We start from the raw sequence: 21,148 nt of genomic DNA, 5'->3' as shown, positions 1-21,148 counted from the left end.
GCTCACGAGGGCTTCTGGCCTCTCCGAGCATCAGCGGTGTCGTGACCGACCTTGACCTCGGGCACGAGCGTGCGCACTGCGCGGAACGCAGCACTCACAACGATATATGACACTTCGCGTTATATTCAAGGACATAAATCGGCGTGGCGCTTCCGGGGGTACGACAAAAGGGGCCGGACCCGAAGGTCCGACCCCTGTTGTCAGGAAGCAGATGCTTACTTGATGATCTTCGTGACCGTACCGGCGCCGACGGTGCGTCCACCCTCACGGATGGCGAAGCCGAGGCCCTCTTCCATGGCGATCGGCTGGATCAGCTCGACCGTCACGTCGGTGGTGTCGCCGGGCATGACCATCTCGGTGCCCTCGGGCAGCGTGATGACGCCGGTGACGTCGGTGGTGCGGAAGTAGAACTGCGGGCGGTAGTTCGTGTAGAAGGGGTTGTGACGCCCACCCTCGTCCTTGGACAGGATGTACGCGGTGCCCGCGAAGTCGGTGTGCGGCGTGACCGAACCCGGCTTGACGATGACCTGACCGCGCTCGACGTCCTCACGCTTCGTGCCACGGAGCAGGAGACCGCAGTTCTCGCCGGCCCATGCCTCGTCGAGCTGCTTGTGGAACATCTCGATACCCGTGACCGTGGTCTTGACGGTCGGACGCAGTCCGACGATCTCGACCTCGGAGTTGATGGCCAGCGTGCCACGCTCGGCGCGGCCGGTGACGACGGTTCCACGACCGGTGATCGTGAAGACGTCCTCGACGGGCATCAGGAACGGCTTGTCCTTGTCGCGCACGGGGTCGGGGACGTTCGCGTCGACGGCCTCCATGAGGTCGAGGATGGACTGGGTCCACTTCTCGTCGCCCTCGAGTGCCTTCAGAGCGGAGACGCGGACGACAGGAGCGTCCTCGGCGAAGCCCTGCGAAGCGAGCAGCTCGGAGACCTCGAGCTCGACGAGCTCCAGGATCTCCTCGTCGTCGACCATGTCGGCCTTGTTCAGCGCGACGAGCAGGTACGGCACGCCGACCTGCTTGGCGAGCAGCACGTGCTCACGCGTCTGAGCCATCGGGCCGTCGGTGGCGGCGACCACGAGGATCGCGCCGTCCATCTGAGCAGCACCGGTGATCATGTTCTTGACGTAGTCGGCGTGGCCGGGTGCGTCAACGTGCGCGTAGTGGCGCTTCGGGGTCTCGTACTCGATGTGCGAGATGTTGATGGTGATTCCACGCTGGCGCTCTTCCGGCGCCGAGTCGATGGAAGCGAAGTCGCGCTGCACGTTCGTGTCGGAGGGGTACTTGTCAGCAAGCACCTTCGAGATCGCTGCGGAGAGCGTGGTCTTGCCGTGGTCGACGTGACCGATCGTTCCGATGTTGACGTGCGGCTTGGTCCGCTCGAACTTGGCCTTAGCCACTTGGTCCTCCTCAGGACGTCGTGTAGAGGTCACCGGGCACTGGATTGCGACCGGATCTCTACGGGTTAGGTTCTCAGTTTAGTAGAGAGGGAATGTGAAGTTGTAGGGGACCTGGGAGCCGGGCCGGAACCCGGCTCCCAGAAAGTTGTTACTCGCCGCCCTGGTGCTTCTGGACGATCTCGTCCGCCACAGCGCGGGGAACCTCAGCGTAGCTGTTGAACTCCATCGAGTAGACGGCGCGACCCGAGGTCTTCGAGCGCAGGTCGCCGATGTATCCGAACATCTCGGACAGCGGGACGTGTGCACGGACGACCTTGACGCCTGCGGCGTCCTCCATCGACTGGATCTGGCCGCGACGCGAGTTCAGGTCACCGATGACGTCGCCCATGTACTCCTCGGGAGTACGCACCTCGACCGCCATGAGCGGCTCGAGGAGTGCCGGGCTCGCCCGACGAAGGGCTTCCTTCATACCCATCGATCCTGCGATCTTGAACGCCATCTCCGAGGAGTCGACGTCGTGGGCCGCACCATCGACGATCGTCGCCTTGACGCCGACGATCGGGTAGCCGGCGAGCACGCCGACGTTCATCGCGTCCTGGAAGCCGGCATCGATCGAGCCGATGTACTCGCGCGGGATGCGACCACCGGTGACCGCGTTGACGAACTCGTACGTCTTCTCGTCGTCGAGGTCGAGCGGCTCGATGTTGAACTGGATCTTCGCGAACTGACCCGATCCACCCGTCTGCTTCTTGTGCGTGTAGTCGTACTTCTCGACGCCCTTGCGGATCGTCTCGCGGTACGCCACCTGCGGCTTGCCGACGTTGGCCTCGACGTTGAACTCGCGCTTCATGCGGTCGACGAGGATGTCGAGGTGCAGCTCGCCCATGCCCTTGATGGTCGTCTGACCGGTCTCGGGGTTGAGCTCCGTGCGGAAGGTCGGGTCCTCCTCAGCGAGCTTCTGGATGGCGACACCCAGCTTCTCCTGGTCGGCCTTGGTCTTCGGCTCGATCGCGACCTCGATGACGGGCTCGGGGAACGTCATCGACTCGAGGACGACCGGCGAGGCCGGGTCGGTCAGGGTGTCACCGGTGGTGGTGTCCTTCAGACCGATGACCGCGTAGATGTTTCCCGCGGTGACCGAGGGAACAGGGATCTCCTTGTTGGCGTGCATCTGGAAGATCTTCCCGATGCGCTCCTTCTTGCCCTTGGTCGAGTTGATGACCTGGGCGCCGGAGTCGAGCTGGCCCGAGTAGACGCGCACGTAGGTGAGGCGACCGAAGAACGGGTGCACGGCGACCTTGAACGCGAGAGCTGCGAACGGGTCCTTCGCGTCGGGGTGACGCTCGATGATCGTGTCGTAGTCCTTGGGGTCGTGGGCCTGGATCGAGCCCACGTCGAGCGGGTTCGGGAGGTAGTCGACGACCGCGTCGAGCATCGGCTGGACGCCGCGGTTCTTGAACGCGGAACCGCAGAGCACCGGGTAGATCTCGGAGGCCACGGTGAGCTTGCGGATCGCGCCCTTGATCTCGGCCACGGTCAGCTCTTCGCCACCGAAGAACTTCTCGAGCAGAGCGTCGTCGGTCTCGGCGACGGTCTCGAGGAGCTGCTGACGGTACTCGTCGGCCTTCTCCTTGAGGTCGGCCGGGATCTCCTGGATCTCGTAGGAGGCACCCATGGTGACGTCACCCTTGGAGTCACCCGCCCAGACGAGCGCGCGCATCTCGACGAGGTCGATGACGCCGATGAAGTCGTTCTCCGCACCGATGGGCAGCTGGATGACCAGCGGCTTGGCGCCGAGGCGGTTGATGATGGTGTCGACGGTGAAGTAGAAGTCCGCGCCGAGCTTGTCCATCTTGTTGACGAAGCAGATGCGGGGGACGTTGTACTTGTCGGCCTGACGCCACACGGTCTCGGACTGGGGCTCGACGCCCTCCTTGCCGTCGAAGACGGCGACGGCACCGTCGAGGACGCGGAGCGAGCGCTCCACCTCGACCGTGAAGTCCACGTGACCGGGGGTGTCGATGATGTTGATCTGGTTCTTGTTCCAGTAGCAGGTCACGGCGGCAGACGTGATCGTGATGCCGCGCTCCTTCTCCTGCTCCATCCAGTCGGTGGTCGATGCACCGTCGTGGGTCTCGCCGAGCTTGTGGTTGACGCCCGTGTAGAACAGGATGCGCTCGGTCGTGGTGGTCTTGCCAGCATCGATGTGAGCCATGATGCCGATGTTCCGAACCTTGTTCAGGTCGGTGAGCACGTCTTGTGCCACAGGAGTGTCCTTATCTTTTGTGCAGTCGTACTGCGAAGAGGGGGTGTCCGCCCCCGATGTGTGATCGGGGGCGGACGAAGCTGTTTACCAGCGGTAGTGAGCGAACGCGCGGTTCGACTCGGCCATCTTGTGCGTGTCCTCGCGGCGCTTGACCGCTGCACCGAGACCGTTCGACGCGTCGAGGATCTCGTTCTGGAGACGCTCGGTCATCGTCTTCTCACGACGACCCTTGGCGTAGCTGACGAGCCAGCGCAGCGCGAGGGTGTTCGCGCGGTGCGGCTTGACCTCGACCGGAACCTGGTAGGTCGAGCCACCGACGCGGCGGCTCTTGACCTCGAGAGTCGGGCGCACGTTGTCGAGCGCCTTCTTCAGAGTGGCGACGGCGTCCTGGCCGTTCTTCGCCTCGACGCCCTTGAGGGCGGTGTAGACGATCGACTCGGCGAGCGACTTCTTGCCGTCGACCAGGATCTTGTTGACCAGCTGGCTGACGATCGGAGCGCCGTATACCGGGTCGTTGACGACGGGACGCTTGGGGGCGGGACCCTTACGAGGCATTGGACTCAGCCCTTCTTCGCGCCGTAGCGGCTGCGAGCCTGCTTACGGTTCTTGACGGCCTGGGTGTCCAGGGCGCCGCGGACGATCTTGTAACGGACACCGGGGAGGTCCTTGACACGGCCTCCGCGCACGAGCACGAGGGAGTGCTCCTGCAGGTTGTGGCCCTCGCCGGGAATGTAGGCGGTGACCTCGGAGCCGTTGCGGAGCTTCACACGAGCGACCTTGCGCATCGCCGAGTTCGGCTTCTTCGGGGTGGTGGTGTACACGCGGGTGCAGACCCCGGCCTGCTGCGGGTTCGACTTGAGTGCGGGCGCCTTGGTCTTGGTGACCTTGGGCGAGCGACCCTTGCGAACCAACTGCTGAATGGTTGGCACGTTCTCTCCTCATAATGCTGCACGGTGACAGCGTGATGGGTTTCACATCATGACCCACCGGCACGCCGGAATCGACGAGCTTTTGTGGTGGTGGGTATGCCGTGGGGGCGGACCGGCATGGTGCCGACGCCCAGCGCGCACGTCGAGACGTGCACACACCTGATCAAGTGTAATGCCGCGTAACCTGACGGTCAAATGAGCGCCGGCTTTCACGCCGGACTCAGCGCAGATCCCGCATCCGCGCTGCGACGCCGCCACCCTCCCCCGTGCGACGCTCAGCGGTCACCGCGATGATGAGGAGCACCGCTCCCATCACCGCGAGCGTGATCCACCACGGCATCGACTCGACACCGCGGCCGATCTGCACCGAGAAGACGAAGATGTTCTCGATCGGCAGCACGATGAGGCCGAGCAGGAACGGGGCGGCGAGGCGGTTGCGCGAGCCGATGAGGATCGCGGCCAGAGCGAGCACCATCACCAGGATCGCGCGCCAGGTGAGCGGATCCGTGAAGGTCGAGACGATCGAGGCGATCATCATCGTGACGATCCCCGGCGCGAGCAGCGCCCAGGAGCCGGTCCACCGTGCGGGCCAGCTGTTCAGGGTGCCGCGCTCCCGCGCACTCCCGGCGTCGGTCCTCCGCATGGCGAGCGCGCCGGCGACCAGCAGGAACCCGCCCAGCGGCAGCGAGAACCACTCGACCCGCAGATCACGCGGGCTCCACGCCACGACGGCGGTGACGAAGGCGATGGCGAAGAGGAACCACACGGGCGGGGCGGTCGTCGCCCGCACGCTCACCCGACGTGCGGTCGCGACCGTCGCGATCAGGTAGCCGAGCATCAGCATCCACATCGGCCAGATCGAGAACCAGTCCCTCTCGATCGCGGTCCAGGTGCCGGCGGCGAGGGCGAGTGCGGCGGGAGCCCCCAGCCATCGCGTTCTCCGCAGCGCCGAGTCGACGCCCGCCGAGGCGCGCAGCGCACGGGCGGCGAGCGCGAGCACCAGGGCGCCCACCGCGCTCACCCCGAGGCACGCGACGAAGAGGCCGAGTCCCTGCAACTGTGCGAAGTCCCAGCCGAGTCCGATGCGTATGCCCTGGAGCGGTCCGACGACTGCCGCGAGCCCCGCAGCGACGAGAGTCGGGATGCGCAGCTCACGGAGGCGGTGCAGCCGGGACCCGGGCCGGGTGCGACGGACCATGGCCTCGAGCGCCAGCAGCGCCCACCCGCCGATGAGGAGCCCTGCCACTCGCCATGTGACGGCCGTCTGGCCGGCCGCGTCGGGTTCGACGAGCGCGACGATCGCGAGGATCGGCCCGATCGCGACGAGCAGGCCCGCGGCATAGAGCGCGGTCGCCCGACCGCCGCGGACGGTGACGAGCACAGCCACGAGCGCAGCACCCAGGGAGGGCGGAAGCAGATACGCCTCGAGGAGGTCGACACCGGCGATCCCCCAGACGCACCACAGCGCCCCGGTGAAGGCCGCGCCCGCGACAGCCCAGGCGTACCGGCGACCGGCGAACAGCGCAGCGGCGACGCCGCCGATCCCGATCACGAGGAGCACGATCAGCGCGGTCCCGAGACCCGCTGCCTCGCGGCCGACCGCCAGGCCCGTGGCGATGAGCCCGGTGAGGAGCGCCGACGATTCGATCGCGACCCGTGCGGCGTCGGCCGTCGCCGGGGCGTGCCCTCTCGCCACGAGCGCTCCGCGGACCGAGGAGGACGACGCGAGGGCGAGGGCGACGAGCACCGCGACGATCGGAAGGGCGACCGGCGATCCGCTCGAGGCGAGCAGCTGGGCCCCGAGGCAGACCACGACGACCGCGAGGGTCGGCACGAGCATCCCCGCCGCCGCCGTGCGCACGAGGCGCGTGAGTCCGGGCCGGCGCGTGAGCAGCAGCGTGAGGGCGAGGACGAACATCAGCCCGGTGGAGAGCGCGGTCCAGCCGCTGCGCTCCTCGACGACCTGCAGGACTCCGATGCCGAAGGGCACCGCGGAGACGACGAGGATCGCCTGCCATGACCGCGCGCCGATGCGCGGAAGATACGTCGCGGAGATCGCGACGAGCAGACCGGCGGATGCCGTCAGGCAGAGCTGCGCGATGCTGCCGACCCCGGCCTCGGCCAGCGCCGTCGCGATGAGGATCAGCCCGTAGGCGAAGCCTGCGCCGACCGAGAGGAAGCGCCGGCGGGCCGGACGTACGGCGGCGAGGGCGCCCAGCGCGATCAGCGTCGCGATGCCCGCGAGAGGAACGGCGGATGCGTCGCGCCAGGCGACGATGACCGAGGCCGCGAGCGAGAGGTACGCGCCGATGAGCAGAAGGGGAACGATGCCTCTGCCCGCCGTGCGCGCCGGCATCCGGATCAGCACCACCGCGACAGCGACGACAGCGCCCGTGAGGACGGAGATCGACGCCGGCAGCACCAGCAGACCGTCGCAGCCGAGAACGAGCACCGCGAGCAGCCCGGACGCGAGGGACACCCGCGCGGCGGGGACCGCGAGCGTGCTGATGCCTTCCCGATCGCGGACGAGGCGGCCGAAGACCGCGAGACCGACGCAGACGGCCGCGAGTCCGGCTGGGGTACCCCATCCCCCGAAGCCGAACGCATCGACACCGTCGTCCTGTCGGAGGAAGCCGGTGACGGTGGTCCCGCCGGTGATCAGCGCGTCGGCGAGCAGAGCGAGAGCGGGCAGGGCGAGCACCGACAGCGCTCCCCCGGCCACCAGTCCGCGCGGCACCCGCGCAGGCAGAGGCACCACCGCGCCGATCAGCACGACCGCGGCGGAGGCCACAGCGGGGATGATCGCGAAGTACCACGAGATCGAGAGCTCCCGGATGCCGGGAAAGGCGAACACGACGAGCACGATCGCCGACGATCCTGCCGCTCCGGCGACGTAGGCCCAGAGGCCGCCGAGCATCCGGCGAGCCGCGATCACGGCATGCACCGCGATCAGCGCGAGCATCCCGCTCATGGCGGCCAGCGACGCGGTCTCACTTGCGAGGTCGATCCGCCACACGAGCACGAGTGCGCTCGCGGTCGCGATCAGCTGCACGGCCACGAGGGTGACGCGCTCGACGTTCGGCGGCCGGAGGAACTCGATGATGGCGGCTGCGGCGAACGCGACGCCGATCGCGCCCGCCACGCCCGAGAGCGAGGTCGCTCCCGCCGCGCCCAGCATCGCGGGGGTGAGCGCCAGCGTGACCGTCGCCGTCCACTGCCAGACCCTGATGCCGCGTTGCGTCCCCGCGCCGAGCATCACGATCGCGGCGACGGCGGAGACGACCGCAGCTGTGAGCCAGGGGTCGACCCCGGGTGCTGCGAGCTGTGCGACGGCATGCACGTCGAGCCCCGCGAACACCAGCCCGAGACCGCCGACCGCCTCGGCCGAGAAGCGCAGGCCGCGCCGGGAGAGCAACCAGGCTCCGCCGAGGAACAGCAGGGTGATGAGTCCGACGATCACGCTGCGCAGGGCGCGATCGGCGAGGTCGGGGTTGAAGTAGGTGAAGACGATCGCGGCCACGGCGAACAGGCCGGCACCGGCGGTCGCGAGGACCGACTGGAGCGTCGCACTGCTCTGCGGGGACGCCGGGGGCCGCTCACCGGTGCCTGCTCGCGGCGGCGGAGGGGGCGGCTGTGACTCGTCCGACGCCGCGGTATGCGCCGCTTTCGGCACGGCGACGGACACGGAGGCGGATGCCGAAGCGCCTGCCGACGCGGATGACGGCATGGCTGGCACGGTGACGAGCGGCACGCGGGCGAGCGTCTCGTCGCGAGCGCGAAGTGCCGCGGCGGCCGCCAGCGACGCCTCCCAGACCTCGGTGCCGATGGGGCCGCGGAGGTCCGAACCGCATCGCGCGCAGCATCCGCCGTCCAGCATCCCGTGGCACACGGGGCAGCTCGTGTGGTCGAGGATCTGCAGAGCGAGCGCCTCGCCCCAGGTCCGGGTCGACGTGCCCGCGGCCGACGGGGCTGACGGCGTCATGGATGTGGTGGTCATGACCGCTCCTCCGATTCGGGGACCCAGCGCAGGATGTCCCCCGGCTGGCATTCGAGCACGCGGCAGATCGCCTCGAGGGTGGTGAACCGCACGGCTTTGGCCCGGCCGTTCTTGAGCACCGCGACGTTCGCCGGCGTGATCCCGATGGCGTCGGCGAAGTCCTGCACGCTCATCTTCTTGATGGCGAGCTGCACATCGAGGTCGATGACGATCGGCATCAGACGACCTCCGACATGTCCTGCTCGAGCTCGAGCGCCTTGCGCAGGAGCCCCCGCAGCACCACGAGGAGCAGCGCGAGGGCCGCGCTCACGACGATTCCCAGGACGGCAAGCAGCGACAGCGACAGCGAGACCGCCCGGCTGGCGACGATGACGATGTAGGAGACGAGGATGATCGCTCCCGCGGCGATCAGAGCACCGAGGATGATGTCGACGTAGCGGAACGCCTCGACCCGGAAGATGCGCCCCTCCTGCACGAGGGACAGCAGGAACCAGATGCACACGAGCGTCACCTCGATCAGGGCGATGAAGACCACGGCGCCGATGATCCCCGGGATCTCGAGCTGGGCGACGTCGGGATTGCGGATCGCAGTGATGCGCGCGACCTCGGGGATGACCAGGGTCTGACTTGCCAGCAGCAGTCCGAGCAGGACGATGATCAGCGCCTTGAGAACGCGGGAGACACGAGGATGCATGAATGGCCCTATCGATCGCCAATGGGTATCTATCGAAAAACGATACCCATCGTCGCGCGACGTCGCCACTCCCGCGTCGACCTCTCAGCGGATATGCAGACAGCGGCACGATGTCGCCGGTCTCCGCTGGAGTTGCCGGCGGCCTACGGCAGGTCGGGATCGAACGGCGAGTCGAGCGAGTCGGTGAGCTCAGCCAGCAGCGCCTCGATCTGCGGCTCGACATGCTGCGAGATCGCGGCCTGGATGTAGATGCGGTGCCGGAGCAGGATGCTGCAGATCTCGCGCCCCACCATGTTGGCGTACTCGTCGGCGAGCGCCACCTCCTGCCGCAGCGCTGCCTTCGCCTCATCGCTCAGCGGAGGGAGGGGCGGAAGGTCCGCCGTCGCGTCGTCGGCCATGCCCGCGATCGTGAACAGGAACGGCGCCCCGGGAATGGGCTCCGGGTCCAACGGCAGTCCGTCGAACTCGGGGTCGAGCCCGTCGGCGGGCCGGTAGCTGCGCGCTCTGTTGCGCGCGGCCTGCTGGTCCAGCTCGCGCTGCAGCATCGGCAGGTTCCTGGCCGTGTACTCGGCGACGGCGTGGTCGACGATCGTCTTGATCCGCGTGGAGAGCCCGTGCTGCACGCCGTGCGGCGTGTTCGAGCCGATGCCCGCCGCCGACAGGATCGGCGAGCCGAGACAGCGCCGACAGGGCGCGACTCTTCCTCGATGGGTGGCCGGCTCCCACCGAGGCACCCAGCGCAGCCAGGCCTCGACGGCCTGGTCGACCTGCGTCTCCAACGAGCGCTCCACACCTAGAGCGTACGGCGCACGCGGCGTGCACGCGGCGATTTCGGCATGACGGCGGGGCGTCACTCCTCTTCTTCGCGCTCCCAGGGCCACTGCGGATGCTGCGCGCGCGTGCGCCGGAGCGCGATACCGCCCCAGGCGGCGATCGCCGCGGCGAAGATGAGCACCGCGCTCGCTCCCCCGGTCACGAGATCGCCGGCGACGGCCGTCGCGACGATGAGATCGCCTCGGCCCGTCGCCACGCCGATCCACACGGCGATCAGATGCGCGAGAGCCGTCGCGATCGCGACGCCGGGGACGGCGAGGAACGACGGATGCGATCGCCTCAGGGTGAACCAGAGCGTCAGCGCGAAGACGACCACAGCGATCAGCATTCCCGCGGCCCCCGGCACCTGACCGAGACCGGGGACGGAGATGATGTCGCTGTCGGTCGCCACGCTCACCGCACCGAGGCCGAAGACGGCGAGGGCGAAGAAGCTGATCGCCGCGAGCACGAGCGCCAAGACGGCCGAAACCCCCGCGGACTCGGGTCCACGGGGGTTCGGCGATGACATGTTCGTGACTACCTCGACAGCGTCGGGCCGGCCTCGAGCGTGCGCTCGTATTCGCGCTGCGCCTCGGCGTTCAGCTCGGTCTTGCGAGCGCCGCTGCGCGCGACCCATGCACCGAACCAGATCGTCAGCTCGCGAGCGAACACGAACGCGGCGATCGCGAGCGGGTGGAAGAGCTGCGCCCCGACGAGCTCGTTGCCCTCACGCGCGCTCAGCAGCCAGAACGGCGCCTCGAACAGCGCACCGAGGATGTGACCGCCGTAGGCGATCAGACCGACGATGATGCCGAAGACCACCCAGAGGCCCCAGCGGCCCCGGTTGATGAAAGCGCCGAGCAGCCAGAAGCCCAGGAAGAACACCACGACGGGAACCCAGTAGCCCCACGTGGTGAGCGGCGCGAGGGCCGACTCGGCGATGTTCTCGCCCGTGACGTCGCCGGCGAAGGCACCGAGCCCGAGCGTGGCACCCAGGTACAGGATCGCGAATGCGACGGTGGCGAGCAGCCCGATGGCACCGGCCGTGCCGCGGTTGCCGCGCTCGCGCGGCGGCTCGGGAGCCTGCACGAAGATCGGCTGCTGCTGCAGGGGCGGGGCGATGATGGGCTCGGCGACCGCGGGCTCCGACGGGACGATGCGCGTCTCGGTGTCATCGACCGATGAGTACGCGGCACCGGCCAGAGCCGACTGCTCGTGCGCGACGGGCGGCGTGTAGGCCGCGGTGGCGTCGGCATCGCTGTTCCAGGACGTCGCGGTGGCGCCCTCGTCGTCATCCAGGTACTTGGGGTCGTTCAGCTCCGGCGTCGCGAAGGTGCCGGGGTGCTCGTTCTCGGCCGCTTCGAACGCGGCGAGGTCGGGGTCGACGGCGGGTGTCGTCGTCGCGGCGGACTTCTCGTCGGCAGGGTCGGTGGTGTCGGCGGGCGTGCCGGAGACACCTGCACCCGCTGCGGCGGCGGCGTCGAGTCCAGCATTCGCGCTGTCGACGACGTCGTTGACGTCCTTCGGCCGCTCGGGCTGTGGAACCTCGGGGTCACTCATGGGGTGCGCCTCTCATCGGAAGTGTGCTCTGCGAGGTTACCGCCGCCCCCGCGCCCGCTGACGGAGGCGTGCCGACGTGTCGCCCAGCCCGTGTCCGTGCGGATCTCCCTGCGTCCCCGGCGGCGCCTGCGAGTCAGGGCAGGGTCGATCGAAGCGTGTCTCCGACGAAGGAGGCCATCGCGGGCATGATCGGGATGGCGAACCAGATCAGAGCGCCCACCACGCCGGTGCACAGCACACCGGCGATCCAGCTGATCGCCACGTTGCGCCCCGCGACCCGTGCCATGCCTCCACGCTACGACCGGTGGATGCAAGCGACGTGTCGCAACGCCGAGGAGCGCGCGCGGATCAGCCCTTCGTGGCGCCCGCCGTGAGCCCGCCCACGATGTAGCGCTGCAGGAACAGGAAGAGGATCATCACCGGGATGGCGGCCATCACAGCTCCCGCCGAGAACGCCGACCAGTCCGCGTAGCGCGGGTTCGCCACGAGCTTGGTGAGACCGACGACCAGCGTCTGCTGCTCGACGTCGACGAGCATGACGCTCGCGATCACGTACTCGTTCACCGTGCCGATGAACGACAGCAGGGCGACGACCGCGAGGATCGGCGCCACCAGCGGCAGGATCATCGTGAAGAAGATGCGCGCGTGACCTGCGCCGTCGATGCGGGCGGCCTCGTCGAGCTCCATCGGCAGCGTGTTGAAGAAGCCGTACATCAGGTAGGTGTTCACGCCCAGCGCGCCGCCGAGGTACACGAGGATCAAGCCGGTGTGCGTGTTGAGTCCGATCGCGGGAAACCAGTCCCCCAGCGTCGACATGAGGAGGAAGATCGCGACCACGGCGAGCAGCTGCGGGAACATCTGCACGACGACGATCGTGACGAGCCCGATACGACGTCCGGCGAAGCGCATCCGCGAGAAGGCATATGCCGCGAGAGCGCCGATGAAGACCGTGACGGCGCCGGTCACGACGGCGATGACCAGGGTGTTCAGGAACCACAGTCCGTAAGGATTCTGGGGGTCGCTGAGGATTCGCACGTAGCTGTCGAATCCGAACGCGGAGAACAGCTGATTGGATCCCGTCAGCGTGCCGCGCGGGTTCAGCGATGCCGACACGACGTACAGCAGGGGGAACAGCGCGAACGCGCTGACGACGATGGCGACGACGTGTCGCCATCCGGTGTCCGCGAACCAGCCGCCGAAGGAGCGGCGGCGAGGGCCGAGATTCCGCTCGACCGTGACGGGGGCGGCGGTGCGAGTGTCCGTGATGCTCATGTCAGTTCAGCTCCTCGAGGGCCTTGGTCTTGCGGAAGCTGATGATCGAGATCGTCGCGACCACGATGAAGATCAGGATCGTGAACGCGGATGCGAGGCCGTAGTCGCGGGTCTGTCCCGTGAACGCCACCTTGTAGACCATCGAGATCAGGATGTCGGTGTGCCCGACCGGGATGCTCACGTCGTCGAACCGCGGTCCGCCCTTGGTGAGCATGTAGATCAGGTTGAAGTTGTTGAAGTTGAACGCGAACGACGAGATCAGAAGCGGAGCCACGGTCACGAGCAGCAGCGGCAGCTTGATGCGACGGAAGACCTGCCACGGGTTGGCGCCGTCCATCACCGCGGCCTCGTTGACATCCTCGGGAATGCCCTGCAGTGCGCCCATGCAGACGAGGAACATGTACGGGAAGCCCAGCCACAGGTTGACCAGGAGCACCGACACCTTCGCGAGCGTCGGATCGGTGAGCCACGGGATGTCCGCTCCCCCGAAGATCACCTGGTTGATGAATCCGAAGCTCTCGTTCATCATTCCGGCCCAGACGAGCGCCGAGAGGAAGGCCGGGAACGCGTACGGGAGGATCAGGATGATCCGATAGCCGTTGCGGAACCGCATCCGCGTGTTGTTGAAGACCAGGGCGAGCAGCAACCCGAGGAAGAACGTGGTCGCGACCGACAGCAGGGCGAACACGAAGGTCCAGATCGTCACCGAGATCAGCGGACCGCGGATGGAGTCGTCGGCGACAGCCCGCACGAAGTTGTCGAAGCCGACGGTCGTCTGCCAACCGGGCAGCAGCGCCTCGCCGTCCTCGGCGGTGAACGCTCCCTCGCCGGTATCGGTATAGACCGCACCGGTCGTGGTGTCGGTGATGGTGTCGGCATCCGCGTCGTACTCGAGGGTCGAGACGTACAGATAGCCCTTCTGCCCGTCGGGGGCGCGCAGGCTGCCGTCGTTCGGGTCGTCGCTGAACGGCACCGAGAGCTTCTCGAGCTGCTCGGACAGCGTGAAGACCTTCGCGAGTGGGAGCGTCGTCCACCCGTCGACGGCCACAGCCTGGCCGCCCTCGAAGTCGGCATCGACCTCCTGCAGCGGCTGCTCGGCCGTGCCGAGCAGGGCGTCACCGGATTCGGGGTCGGTCACGAGGAGGCCGTACGTGCCGAGCTGCTCGACGACCGTCACCGGATAGGTGGCGGAATCCTCGACCCGCTCCTGGGCGGAGGCGAGGAGCGAGGAGATCGCCTGATCCTTCGTGCCGTTGTGGCCGGTGCCGTAGTTCGTGAAGCCGATGTACCCCGTGTACAGCAGCGTGAACACCTGGAAGACGATCAGGAAGATGATCCCGGGCGTCAGGTACTTCGCCGGCACCCGCTTGCGCGAGAAGTAGATGTAGTTGACCAGCACGGTGACGGCGACGACGAGGCCGAGCACCAGCCACTCCTGCTGACCGAAGAGCACGAATGCCGCATAGAGCGCGACCGCGTCGACGACCGCCAGCAGCAGGATCTTGAGCAGCATCCAGCCGATGGGTCCGGATGCGGCCTCGGCGATCTTCGCCGCCTGGCGCTGGCGCTTGGTGAGTGGAGCCGTGGGCTCAGCGAGTTCTGTCATCTCGTCCCCGTCGTCGAGCTGCCGGGGCGGACGACGTCCGCCCCGGCAGGGATGGTGCTGGGTGTCTTACTTGATTGCCGCGGTCACGTCGTCCACGAGCTTCTGCCACGTCGTCGCCGGGTCCGAGCCGTTGATGATCGCCGCCTCGGCGACGCCCCAGAACTCCCAGACCGCGCCCATCGCCGGGATGGCGGGCATCGGCACAGCGTCGGCACCGACGGCCTGGAAGCCGGCGATGATCGGGTCGGATGCCGCGGAGTCGGCGGCCGCCGTCAGTGCGGGGAGGACGTTGCCGGCCTTGAACAGCTCGAGCTGGACCTCTTCGGTGCCGATGTAGTTGACGAGGAAGTCGTTCGCGGCGACCTTGTTCTTGGACTCGGAGCTCACGAAGAAGCCCTTCACCCCGGCGAACGGCGAGGCGGTCTCACCCGTGGGGCTGGGGATCGGATCGATCGCGACGTTGATGCCCGCCTCGGTCGCCGCTCCGACGTTCCACGGACCGGTCAGCCAGAAGGCCGCGGTGCCGTCGAGGAACTGCTGCTTGGCGATCTCGCCGTCGATGTCGGTGTTCAGCGTGCCGGCCGCGCCCTGCGCCGCGAGCCACTCGGAGAACGCCGTGCCGCCCGCGCTGCCGAGCTGCAGGTCGGCGGAGTCGTAGCTGCCGGAGTCGTCGGTGCCGAAGACCGGCGCACCGAAGGCCGTCTGGAACGGGTACAGGTGGTACGGGTTGCCCTCGGTGCCCTGCTCGACCACGAACGCGCCCTGCGAGACCATGTCGTCGAAGCTCGTGGGGGCTGCGGGGACCATGTCGGCGTTGCGCAGCACGGCGATGTTCTCGACCGCGTACGGGAGCATGTAGACCGTGCCGTCGTACGTCGCCGCCTGAAGGGCGACGGGAAGGTAATCGGCAGACGAGTCGCCGAGCTCGAGGGGCGCCACGACGCCGTTGGTCGACAGCTCGCCCAGCCAGTCGTGCGCACCCATGACCACATCAGGGCCTTTGCCGGTCGGAACCTGCTGGATGAAGTCGTCCTTCATGTCGTCGACCGACTTGCCGACGAGCTCGACCTTGACCCCGGTCTTCTCCTCGTAGGAGTCGGCTGCGCTCTGCAGCGCATCGACGCGCTCGGCGTCGACCCAGACCGTCAGCGTGCCACTGCTCTCACCGTCGGACGACGAGTCGCCGCCGTCGGTGCCGGTCGAGCAACCGGCAAGGGTAAGAGTCGAAACGAGCGCGATGGCTCCGGCGGCAACGATGCCCCTCTTGTTCACCTTCATTGGTGTGTGCCTCTCTGAATGCTGTGACCTGCAGGACTGCAAGCGCTTACAGTATGCAACGAGATCGTCGAGAATCGCAATGGAGGCGCGCGTCGATATCAAGCTGTGACCGGGATCAACCGGAGGAATCGGTGTGGAAACGCTTCCAAAGGCGCAGGAAAACGGCGCTATCGATACACTTTGTCCATGGCTGACAGTTCCTTTGACATCGTCTCGAAAGTGGATCACCAGGAGGCCGAGAACGCCCTCAACCAGGCGCGCAAGGAGATCGAGCAGCGCTACGACTTCAAGGGCACCGGCGCATCGATCGCCTGGAGCGGCGAGCAGATCCTGATCATCGCCGGCACCGAGGAGCGGGCGAAGGCCGTTCTCGACGTCTTCCAGACCAAGCTCATCAAGCGCGGCATCTCGCTCAAGAGCCTCGAGTCCGGCGAGCCGTTCGCGAGCGGCAAGGAGTTCCGCATCACCTCCTCGCTCAAGGACGGCATCTCGTCGGAGAACGCGAAGAAGATCAACAAGCTCATCCGGGACGAGGGCCCGAAGGGCGTGAAGAGCCAGATCCAGGGCGACGAGCTGCGCGTGCAGTCCAAGAGCCGTGACGATCTGCAGTCGGTGATCGCGCTGCTCAAGGGTGCCGATCTCGACCTCGATCTGCAGTTCATCAATTACCGCTGATCCCGCGGAGCGAAGGGGACGGATGCCCGGCATCCGTCCCCTTCGCTGTGTCCGCCAAATCGCATTCCGATATATGGGCGCCGGTGCCTGAGACTGGACTGAGTCGCGTCCCGATGCGACAGACGATGCGGCGATGCATGACGCGCTGCCGAACCTCGGTTCCGCGCTTCGCGGATCGCGGTTCCCGCCCTGTGGGGACTGGGCGCAGTCAGCTCCGTGCACGCCATCGTCTGTGGCCGGCGAATGTTCTGAACATTCGCCGGCCACAGAATTTCTTCTGTACCAAATCCCGAGATCACGTACTGCCGGCGAGGGCCCACTCGCTGGCAGAAAATGCGCCTGTGGATTGTTGGCATCGCGATCTACTTCGTGATGTAGTGGCCGTCCGGGCACATCATGGGGGGCCTGGATCTGGAAAGCAACTGGGGGCGGTCCATGAACAGCAACAACTCGATGACGAGTATCCGAGAGAACAAGCAACTTCTGGCAGAGGAGGTGTTCCAGCACATCGGCGCGCAGATCGTGGACGGCGTGTTGGAACCGGGGCATCGCATCCGCGATGTCGATGTGGCCGAAGAACTGCATGTGTCGCGGACTCCGGTGCGAGAGGCGTTACAGCGCCTCGAGCGCCTCGGTCTCGTGACGATGTACCCGAGCAGATACACCGAGGTCACCGCGGTCACGCCGGAGACCGTGGAGCAGACGCTCGAGTTCGCCGGATACCAGGCGGGGATGGCGGCGCGAATGGGCGTCGCGAGAATGACACAGCAGGAACGAGAGAGGCTCGCGACTCTCGTCGAGGAGATGTACGTCGGTCTCGACGACGATGTGCACATCTCCAACTCGCGATGGGCGGTGTTCTCGTTTCTCAGCGAGCGCAGCCGCAACGTCCAGCACCAGGTGCTGATCAACGACGCGAGCTTGGCGCTGTTCCGCAATCTGCGGGGCTGGAACGTGCCCGAGAGCGACCGCGAGCGCATGCTCCAGCTCTACCGCGACTTCCGGGTCGCGGTGCTGGATGCCGATGCCGACGAGGCCGAGCGCCTTGCCCGGCAGATGCACTACGTCTGACCGGAGGATGAGATGCAGCACCTGATCGCGTTCAGTGCGCTGCCGACCACCCTCTGACCCACCCGTCGAGGCGCCGATACGCTTCCTCTCTCGCCTCATGGCGAGAGAGGAAGACATCGTGAAGCGCACCGTCGATGCGTTCGACGGTTACCGACGGGCCGAGCTTGAGCGCTGCACGGGCGATGTCGTCGACCACGAGCACCGAGTCGGCTCGGGTGAGATCTTCGGACCATCGCGTGGGCGCCGCGAAACGCGCAGAAAGAAGCACGCAGACCGGTGCATCGATTGACAGGCCGGCTGCGACCGCGGCGTGCCCTGACAGCACGGCATGGAACCACCCGGCGTGCACGGCCATCGTCTGCGCCGGTCGCCAGAGGAGATTGACCTCGACGGGGTCGTCGGGATCCGCGACCTCCTGCTGCGCGCGCGTGTAGAACCCGAGATCGACCTGCGGGGCGACCTCCCGAGGAGCCCAGCGCGCCTGCAGCTCGGCCACCGGCGCGATCAGCGGCCGCGCCGACGCGACCTGGAATTCCAACCACGGGCTGTTCAGGATCACGGCGGCGGCGGTGTCGGGGTGTCGCGACGCCCACATGCTCAGCGTGAGCCCTCCGGTGGAGTGCCCCAGCAGCACGAGACGACGAGCGGATGCCGTACCTTCAGCGCCCCGCCCCATCGCCTCGAGCGCCGCGGCGATGTCCTCGTCATAAGTGGCGAGGTCGGTGATGTAGCCGGGTGTCTGGCCGTCACGCAGACTGCGACCGTACTTGCGCAGGTCGAGTGCGAAGAAGCGCGCACCCCGTGCCGTCCAGAACCGTGCAAGCCGCTTCTGGAAGAAGTAGTCGGACCACCCGTGCACGTACAGCACGTCGACATCCTCGAGCAGCCGACGACTGCCGCGCAGGCGGTTCCACCATGCCGGCTCCCTCGGCAGAGCCCGCACGAGCGTGGCCACGACGGGACCCTCGTCGTCAGGGGCGAGCTCGAGCGTCAGCTGCTCGAACTCGTCGCCGAGCACGTCCGCTGTCCAGTCAGGCATGCGGCCAGGCTAGCCGACCCCTCCACGACTACTGCGGAGCGGTGTGTCCGACCGTGAGGTTGCGCACGGCCGCCGCCGCCAGAGGAGCCGGATCGGCCGCACCCGCCCCGTTGTCGTAGGTCATGAAACGTAGCCAGTCGATGCCCACCCGCACGTCGAGGATGTTCTCGCCGTGTTCGCCGGAGCTGGATCTCGCCGCATCCGCGCCCTCGACCTCCACCGGTGCGCCGTCGAGCTTCTCGAACGCCCATGCTCCTGCCGGGAGCGTGGTGAGCATCAGGTACGCCGCACCTTCATATTCGCTCGTCGACGTTCGGAAATAGCAGATCCGCGATCCGTTGACGTACTCGTACACCTCTGCGGGGATGCCCCACCCTCCGAAGTCGCTATAGAGCCCCGCGTCGGTCACGCCGAACAGGGTGTTCACCTCCTGCTCGGTGATGAACCGCTCGCACGGCGCACCGACGATCTCGCTGTCGATGTACTCGACCCCATGCAGGGTCGATGCGGCCGAGGCGGCGAGACGCCGCATCGCCTCTTCCATCCGAGCGGTGTCCGCGCCCCCGAGCCCGGGATCGTGCACGGTGGCGGTGAGCAGCACGTCGCCGTCGGGGAACTCGAAGAAGCACGACCCGTCTTCGCAGCGCGCCTGCTCGCCGGAGTACCCCTGCCGCTCGGTCGCACCGGCGATCACGGCCTCGGCACCCGGCACGAGCACGACCTCCCAGCTGCGGTCATAGGTCGCCCCCGCAGAGCAGGCGATCCCGCCCGCGCGCTGGAACATGTGCTGCCCGGGTCCGGGGATCCAGCTCATCGTCGACACCACCGACAGCACCGGTTGGACAGGCGTCTCCGGCTCCCCGACGAGGGCGCTCATCTCGGCGGCGACGTCGTCGCATGTCACGTCGAACGCCGACTCCGGGTCGACGATCGGCTCGGGTGTGGGCGTCGGAGTCACGGAAGCCGACGGGGATGCCGTCGGCTTCGGGGTCGAAGCGGGCTCAGGAGTGCATCCGGAGACCAGAAACAGAGCGGCCGTACCGAGCACGAGGAGAGAGCGCAGTCGCATGCGCTCGGCCTAGGGACGCCGGCGCCCCGACACGCGAGACGCCGACAACGATCGGATGACGGTCACTCGCCGCGGGAGACGCGCACCATCTCATCGCGCGGCACGACCTTGACGCGGGCACGCTCGTGCGGAGCACCGAGGGCGACCTCGTGCTCGTCGAGACGGTGCCAGCCGTCGAGGTCGGTCCACTTGACGCCGCGCTCCTGAAGCAGCGCAGGGATCGCCTCTTCCGAGGGGTCCTCCGGGTGCCACCACGAGCCCTGGTCGTTGATGATGTGCCGCACGGTCTCCATGGCGTCGGACTTCGTGTGACCGATCAGTCCCACGGGCCCGCGCTTGATCCAGCCGGTCGCGTAGATGCCGGTCATCTGCTGGTTCGAGTCCTTCGCGAGCACCTGGCCCTCGCGGTTCGGGATCACGCCGTGCTTCTTGTCGAACGGCACGCCCGGAAGCGGAGAACCGAAGTAGCCGATCGCGCGGTACAGAGACTGCAGGGGCACTTCGCGCATCTCGCCGGTGCCCACGGCACCACCCTGTCCGTCGGGCTTCGTGCGCTCGTAGACGAGAGCGGCGACCCGGCCGGCCTCGTCCTTTCGGACCTCGACCGGGCGAGCCCAGAAGTGCAGGTGCAGACGACGCGATGCGGTGCCGCCCTCGTTGTCCTCATCGCCTCTGGCGTCATTGACCGACGGGCGCTTGCGCCACGACTGCAGGATGCGATCGATGACCATGACCTGCTTGTTGCTGGCCACGGCATCCTTCGATGCCTCGTCGTAGTCGAAGTCCTCGTCGTAGACGACCATGTCGACGTCGCGCAGCTCGCCGAGCTCACGCAGCTCGAGAGGGGTGAACTTCACCTGTGCGGGGCCACGGCGACCGAACACGTGGACGTCGGTGACCTCGCTCGCCTTCAGTCCCTCGTAGACATTGTCGGGAACCTCGGTCACGAGCAGGTCCTCGGCGTGCTTCGCCAGCATCCGGGCGACGTCGAGAGCGACGTTGCCGTTGCCCAGCACGCCGACGGATGCGGCATCCAGCGGCCACTCGCGCGGGACGTCGGGGTGGCCGTCGAACCAGCTCACGTAGTCCGCTGCACCGTAGGCGCCGACCGCGTCGATGCCGGGGATGTCGAGCGTGGTGTCACGGATCGCGCCGGTCGCGAAGATCACCGCGTTGTAGTGCTTCTTCAGATCCTCGAGGGTGATGTCCTCGCCGAAGCGCACGTTGCCGAACAGACGGATGTCACCGCGGTCGAGCACGTCGCGCAGGGCGTTGACGATGCCCTTGATTCGCGGGTGGTCGGGGGCGACCCCGTAGCGCACGAGGCCGTAGGGCGCGGGGAGCTGCTCGAAGAGGTCGATCGAGACGTCGAACTTGCGCTCGGCCTTCAGCAGGATGTCGGCTGCATAGATGCCGGCGGGGCCCGCTCCGACGATGGCCAGTCTGAGCTTGGTCATAAGGGGTCCTTTCGTA

19 protein-coding genes are annotated in these 21,148 nt (G+C 67.4%); 2 read left to right on the top strand and 17 right to left on the bottom strand.

Features of this window, described 5'->3' with window-relative positions:
- Nucleotides 1-215: 215 nt before the first annotated feature.
- The 14 genes from tuf to ACQ4LY_RS09815 form a co-directional block, all read right to left on the bottom strand.
- Nucleotides 216-1,406 (bottom strand): elongation factor Tu, encoded by a 1,191-nt coding sequence (tuf, locus tag ACQ4LY_RS09880; RefSeq protein WP_431071047.1) that lies wholly within the window; start codon nucleotides 1,404-1,406, stop codon nucleotides 216-218.
- 148 nt (nucleotides 1,407-1,554) lie between these two features.
- The gene (gene fusA, locus ACQ4LY_RS09875; RefSeq protein WP_431071045.1) at nucleotides 1,555-3,672 is read right to left on the bottom strand and encodes an elongation factor G; all 2,118 of its coding nucleotides are present in this window, start codon (nucleotides 3,670-3,672) and stop codon (nucleotides 1,555-1,557) included.
- Nucleotides 3,673-3,756: 84 nt separating this feature from the next.
- Nucleotides 3,757-4,227, bottom strand: a complete 471-nt coding sequence (gene rpsG / locus ACQ4LY_RS09870; protein WP_056117669.1) for a 30S ribosomal protein S7 — start codon at nucleotides 4,225-4,227, stop codon at nucleotides 3,757-3,759.
- A gap of 5 nt (nucleotides 4,228-4,232) precedes the next feature.
- Nucleotides 4,233-4,601: a 30S ribosomal protein S12 gene (gene rpsL / locus ACQ4LY_RS09865; RefSeq protein WP_056223944.1), complete on the bottom strand. Its 369-nt coding sequence runs from the start codon at nucleotides 4,599-4,601 to the stop codon at nucleotides 4,233-4,235.
- A 220-nt stretch (nucleotides 4,602-4,821) separates the two neighbouring features.
- A complete protein-coding gene (locus ACQ4LY_RS09860) occupies nucleotides 4,822-8,598 on the bottom strand; it encodes an SCO7613 C-terminal domain-containing membrane protein (protein ID WP_431071042.1) in 3,777 nt (1,258 codons plus the stop codon).
- Nucleotides 8,595-8,816 (bottom strand): helix-turn-helix domain-containing protein, encoded by a 222-nt coding sequence (locus ACQ4LY_RS09855; RefSeq protein WP_056312887.1) that lies wholly within the window; start codon nucleotides 8,814-8,816, stop codon nucleotides 8,595-8,597. The genes ACQ4LY_RS09860 and ACQ4LY_RS09855 overlap by 4 nt, the downstream gene beginning before the upstream one ends.
- Nucleotides 8,816-9,292: a DUF2975 domain-containing protein gene (locus ACQ4LY_RS09850; RefSeq protein ID WP_431071040.1), complete on the bottom strand. Its 477-nt coding sequence runs from the start codon at nucleotides 9,290-9,292 to the stop codon at nucleotides 8,816-8,818. Before ACQ4LY_RS09850 ends, ACQ4LY_RS09855 begins: the two co-directional genes overlap by 1 nt.
- 143 nt (nucleotides 9,293-9,435) lie before the next feature.
- Nucleotides 9,436-10,083 (bottom strand): spermidine/putrescine ABC transporter substrate-binding protein, encoded by a 648-nt coding sequence (locus tag ACQ4LY_RS09845; RefSeq protein WP_341955145.1) that lies wholly within the window; start codon nucleotides 10,081-10,083, stop codon nucleotides 9,436-9,438.
- A 59-nt stretch (nucleotides 10,084-10,142) separates the two neighbouring features.
- Nucleotides 10,143-10,634, bottom strand: coding sequence for a hypothetical protein (locus ACQ4LY_RS09840; protein WP_431071038.1), 492 nt, complete (start codon nucleotides 10,632-10,634; stop codon nucleotides 10,143-10,145).
- Nucleotides 10,635-10,642: 8 nt separating this feature from the next.
- On the bottom strand, nucleotides 10,643-11,665 hold the full coding sequence (locus tag ACQ4LY_RS09835) for an ABC transporter (protein WP_431071036.1): 1,023 nt from the start codon (nucleotides 11,663-11,665) through the stop codon (nucleotides 10,643-10,645).
- Nucleotides 11,666-11,798: 133 nt separating this feature from the next.
- A complete protein-coding gene (locus tag ACQ4LY_RS09830) occupies nucleotides 11,799-11,951 on the bottom strand; it encodes a hypothetical protein (protein WP_164481752.1) in 153 nt (50 codons plus the stop codon).
- A gap of 62 nt (nucleotides 11,952-12,013) precedes the next feature.
- Nucleotides 12,014-12,937, bottom strand: coding sequence for a sugar ABC transporter permease (locus ACQ4LY_RS09825; protein ID WP_431071034.1), 924 nt, complete (start codon nucleotides 12,935-12,937; stop codon nucleotides 12,014-12,016).
- A gap of 1 nt (nucleotide 12,938) precedes the next feature.
- Nucleotides 12,939-14,543 (bottom strand): ABC transporter permease subunit, encoded by a 1,605-nt coding sequence (locus tag ACQ4LY_RS09820; RefSeq protein ID WP_431071032.1) that lies wholly within the window; start codon nucleotides 14,541-14,543, stop codon nucleotides 12,939-12,941.
- A gap of 66 nt (nucleotides 14,544-14,609) precedes the next feature.
- Complete coding sequence (locus tag ACQ4LY_RS09815; protein ID WP_431071030.1) at nucleotides 14,610-15,821, bottom strand: sugar ABC transporter substrate-binding protein; 1,212 nt, start codon at nucleotides 15,819-15,821, stop codon at nucleotides 14,610-14,612.
- A 186-nt stretch (nucleotides 15,822-16,007) separates the two neighbouring features.
- On the opposite strand from ACQ4LY_RS09815, the gene ACQ4LY_RS09810 reads away from it, so the two are divergent.
- Together ACQ4LY_RS09810 and ACQ4LY_RS09805 are read left to right on the top strand one after the other, a co-directional pair.
- Complete coding sequence (locus ACQ4LY_RS09810) at nucleotides 16,008-16,496, top strand: YajQ family cyclic di-GMP-binding protein (RefSeq protein ID WP_431071028.1); 489 nt, start codon at nucleotides 16,008-16,010, stop codon at nucleotides 16,494-16,496.
- 435 nt (nucleotides 16,497-16,931) lie between these two features.
- The gene (locus tag ACQ4LY_RS09805) at nucleotides 16,932-17,567 is read left to right on the top strand and encodes a GntR family transcriptional regulator (protein WP_431071026.1); all 636 of its coding nucleotides are present in this window, start codon (nucleotides 16,932-16,934) and stop codon (nucleotides 17,565-17,567) included.
- A gap of 31 nt (nucleotides 17,568-17,598) precedes the next feature.
- On the opposite strand, the gene ACQ4LY_RS09800 is transcribed toward ACQ4LY_RS09805, so the two are convergent.
- From ACQ4LY_RS09800 to ACQ4LY_RS09790, 3 genes are all read right to left on the bottom strand, one after another.
- Nucleotides 17,599-18,606 (bottom strand): alpha/beta hydrolase, encoded by a 1,008-nt coding sequence (locus ACQ4LY_RS09800; protein WP_431071024.1) that lies wholly within the window; start codon nucleotides 18,604-18,606, stop codon nucleotides 17,599-17,601.
- Nucleotides 18,607-18,634: 28 nt separating this feature from the next.
- Nucleotides 18,635-19,675, bottom strand: a complete 1,041-nt coding sequence (locus ACQ4LY_RS09795) for a hypothetical protein (protein WP_431071022.1) — start codon at nucleotides 19,673-19,675, stop codon at nucleotides 18,635-18,637.
- 62 nt (nucleotides 19,676-19,737) lie between these two features.
- Nucleotides 19,738-21,132, bottom strand: coding sequence for an FAD-dependent oxidoreductase (locus tag ACQ4LY_RS09790; protein WP_431071020.1), 1,395 nt, complete (start codon nucleotides 21,130-21,132; stop codon nucleotides 19,738-19,740).
- Between the last annotated feature and the right edge of the window lie 16 nt (nucleotides 21,133-21,148).

Origin of the sequence: Microbacterium phyllosphaerae (assembly GCF_050628115.1) — a bacterium.
Lineage (GTDB): Bacteria > Actinomycetota > Actinomycetes > Actinomycetales > Microbacteriaceae > Microbacterium > Microbacterium phyllosphaerae_A.
The sequence above is the reverse complement of the archived record's forward strand: the minus strand, read 5'-3'. Positions and strand labels throughout refer to the sequence as shown.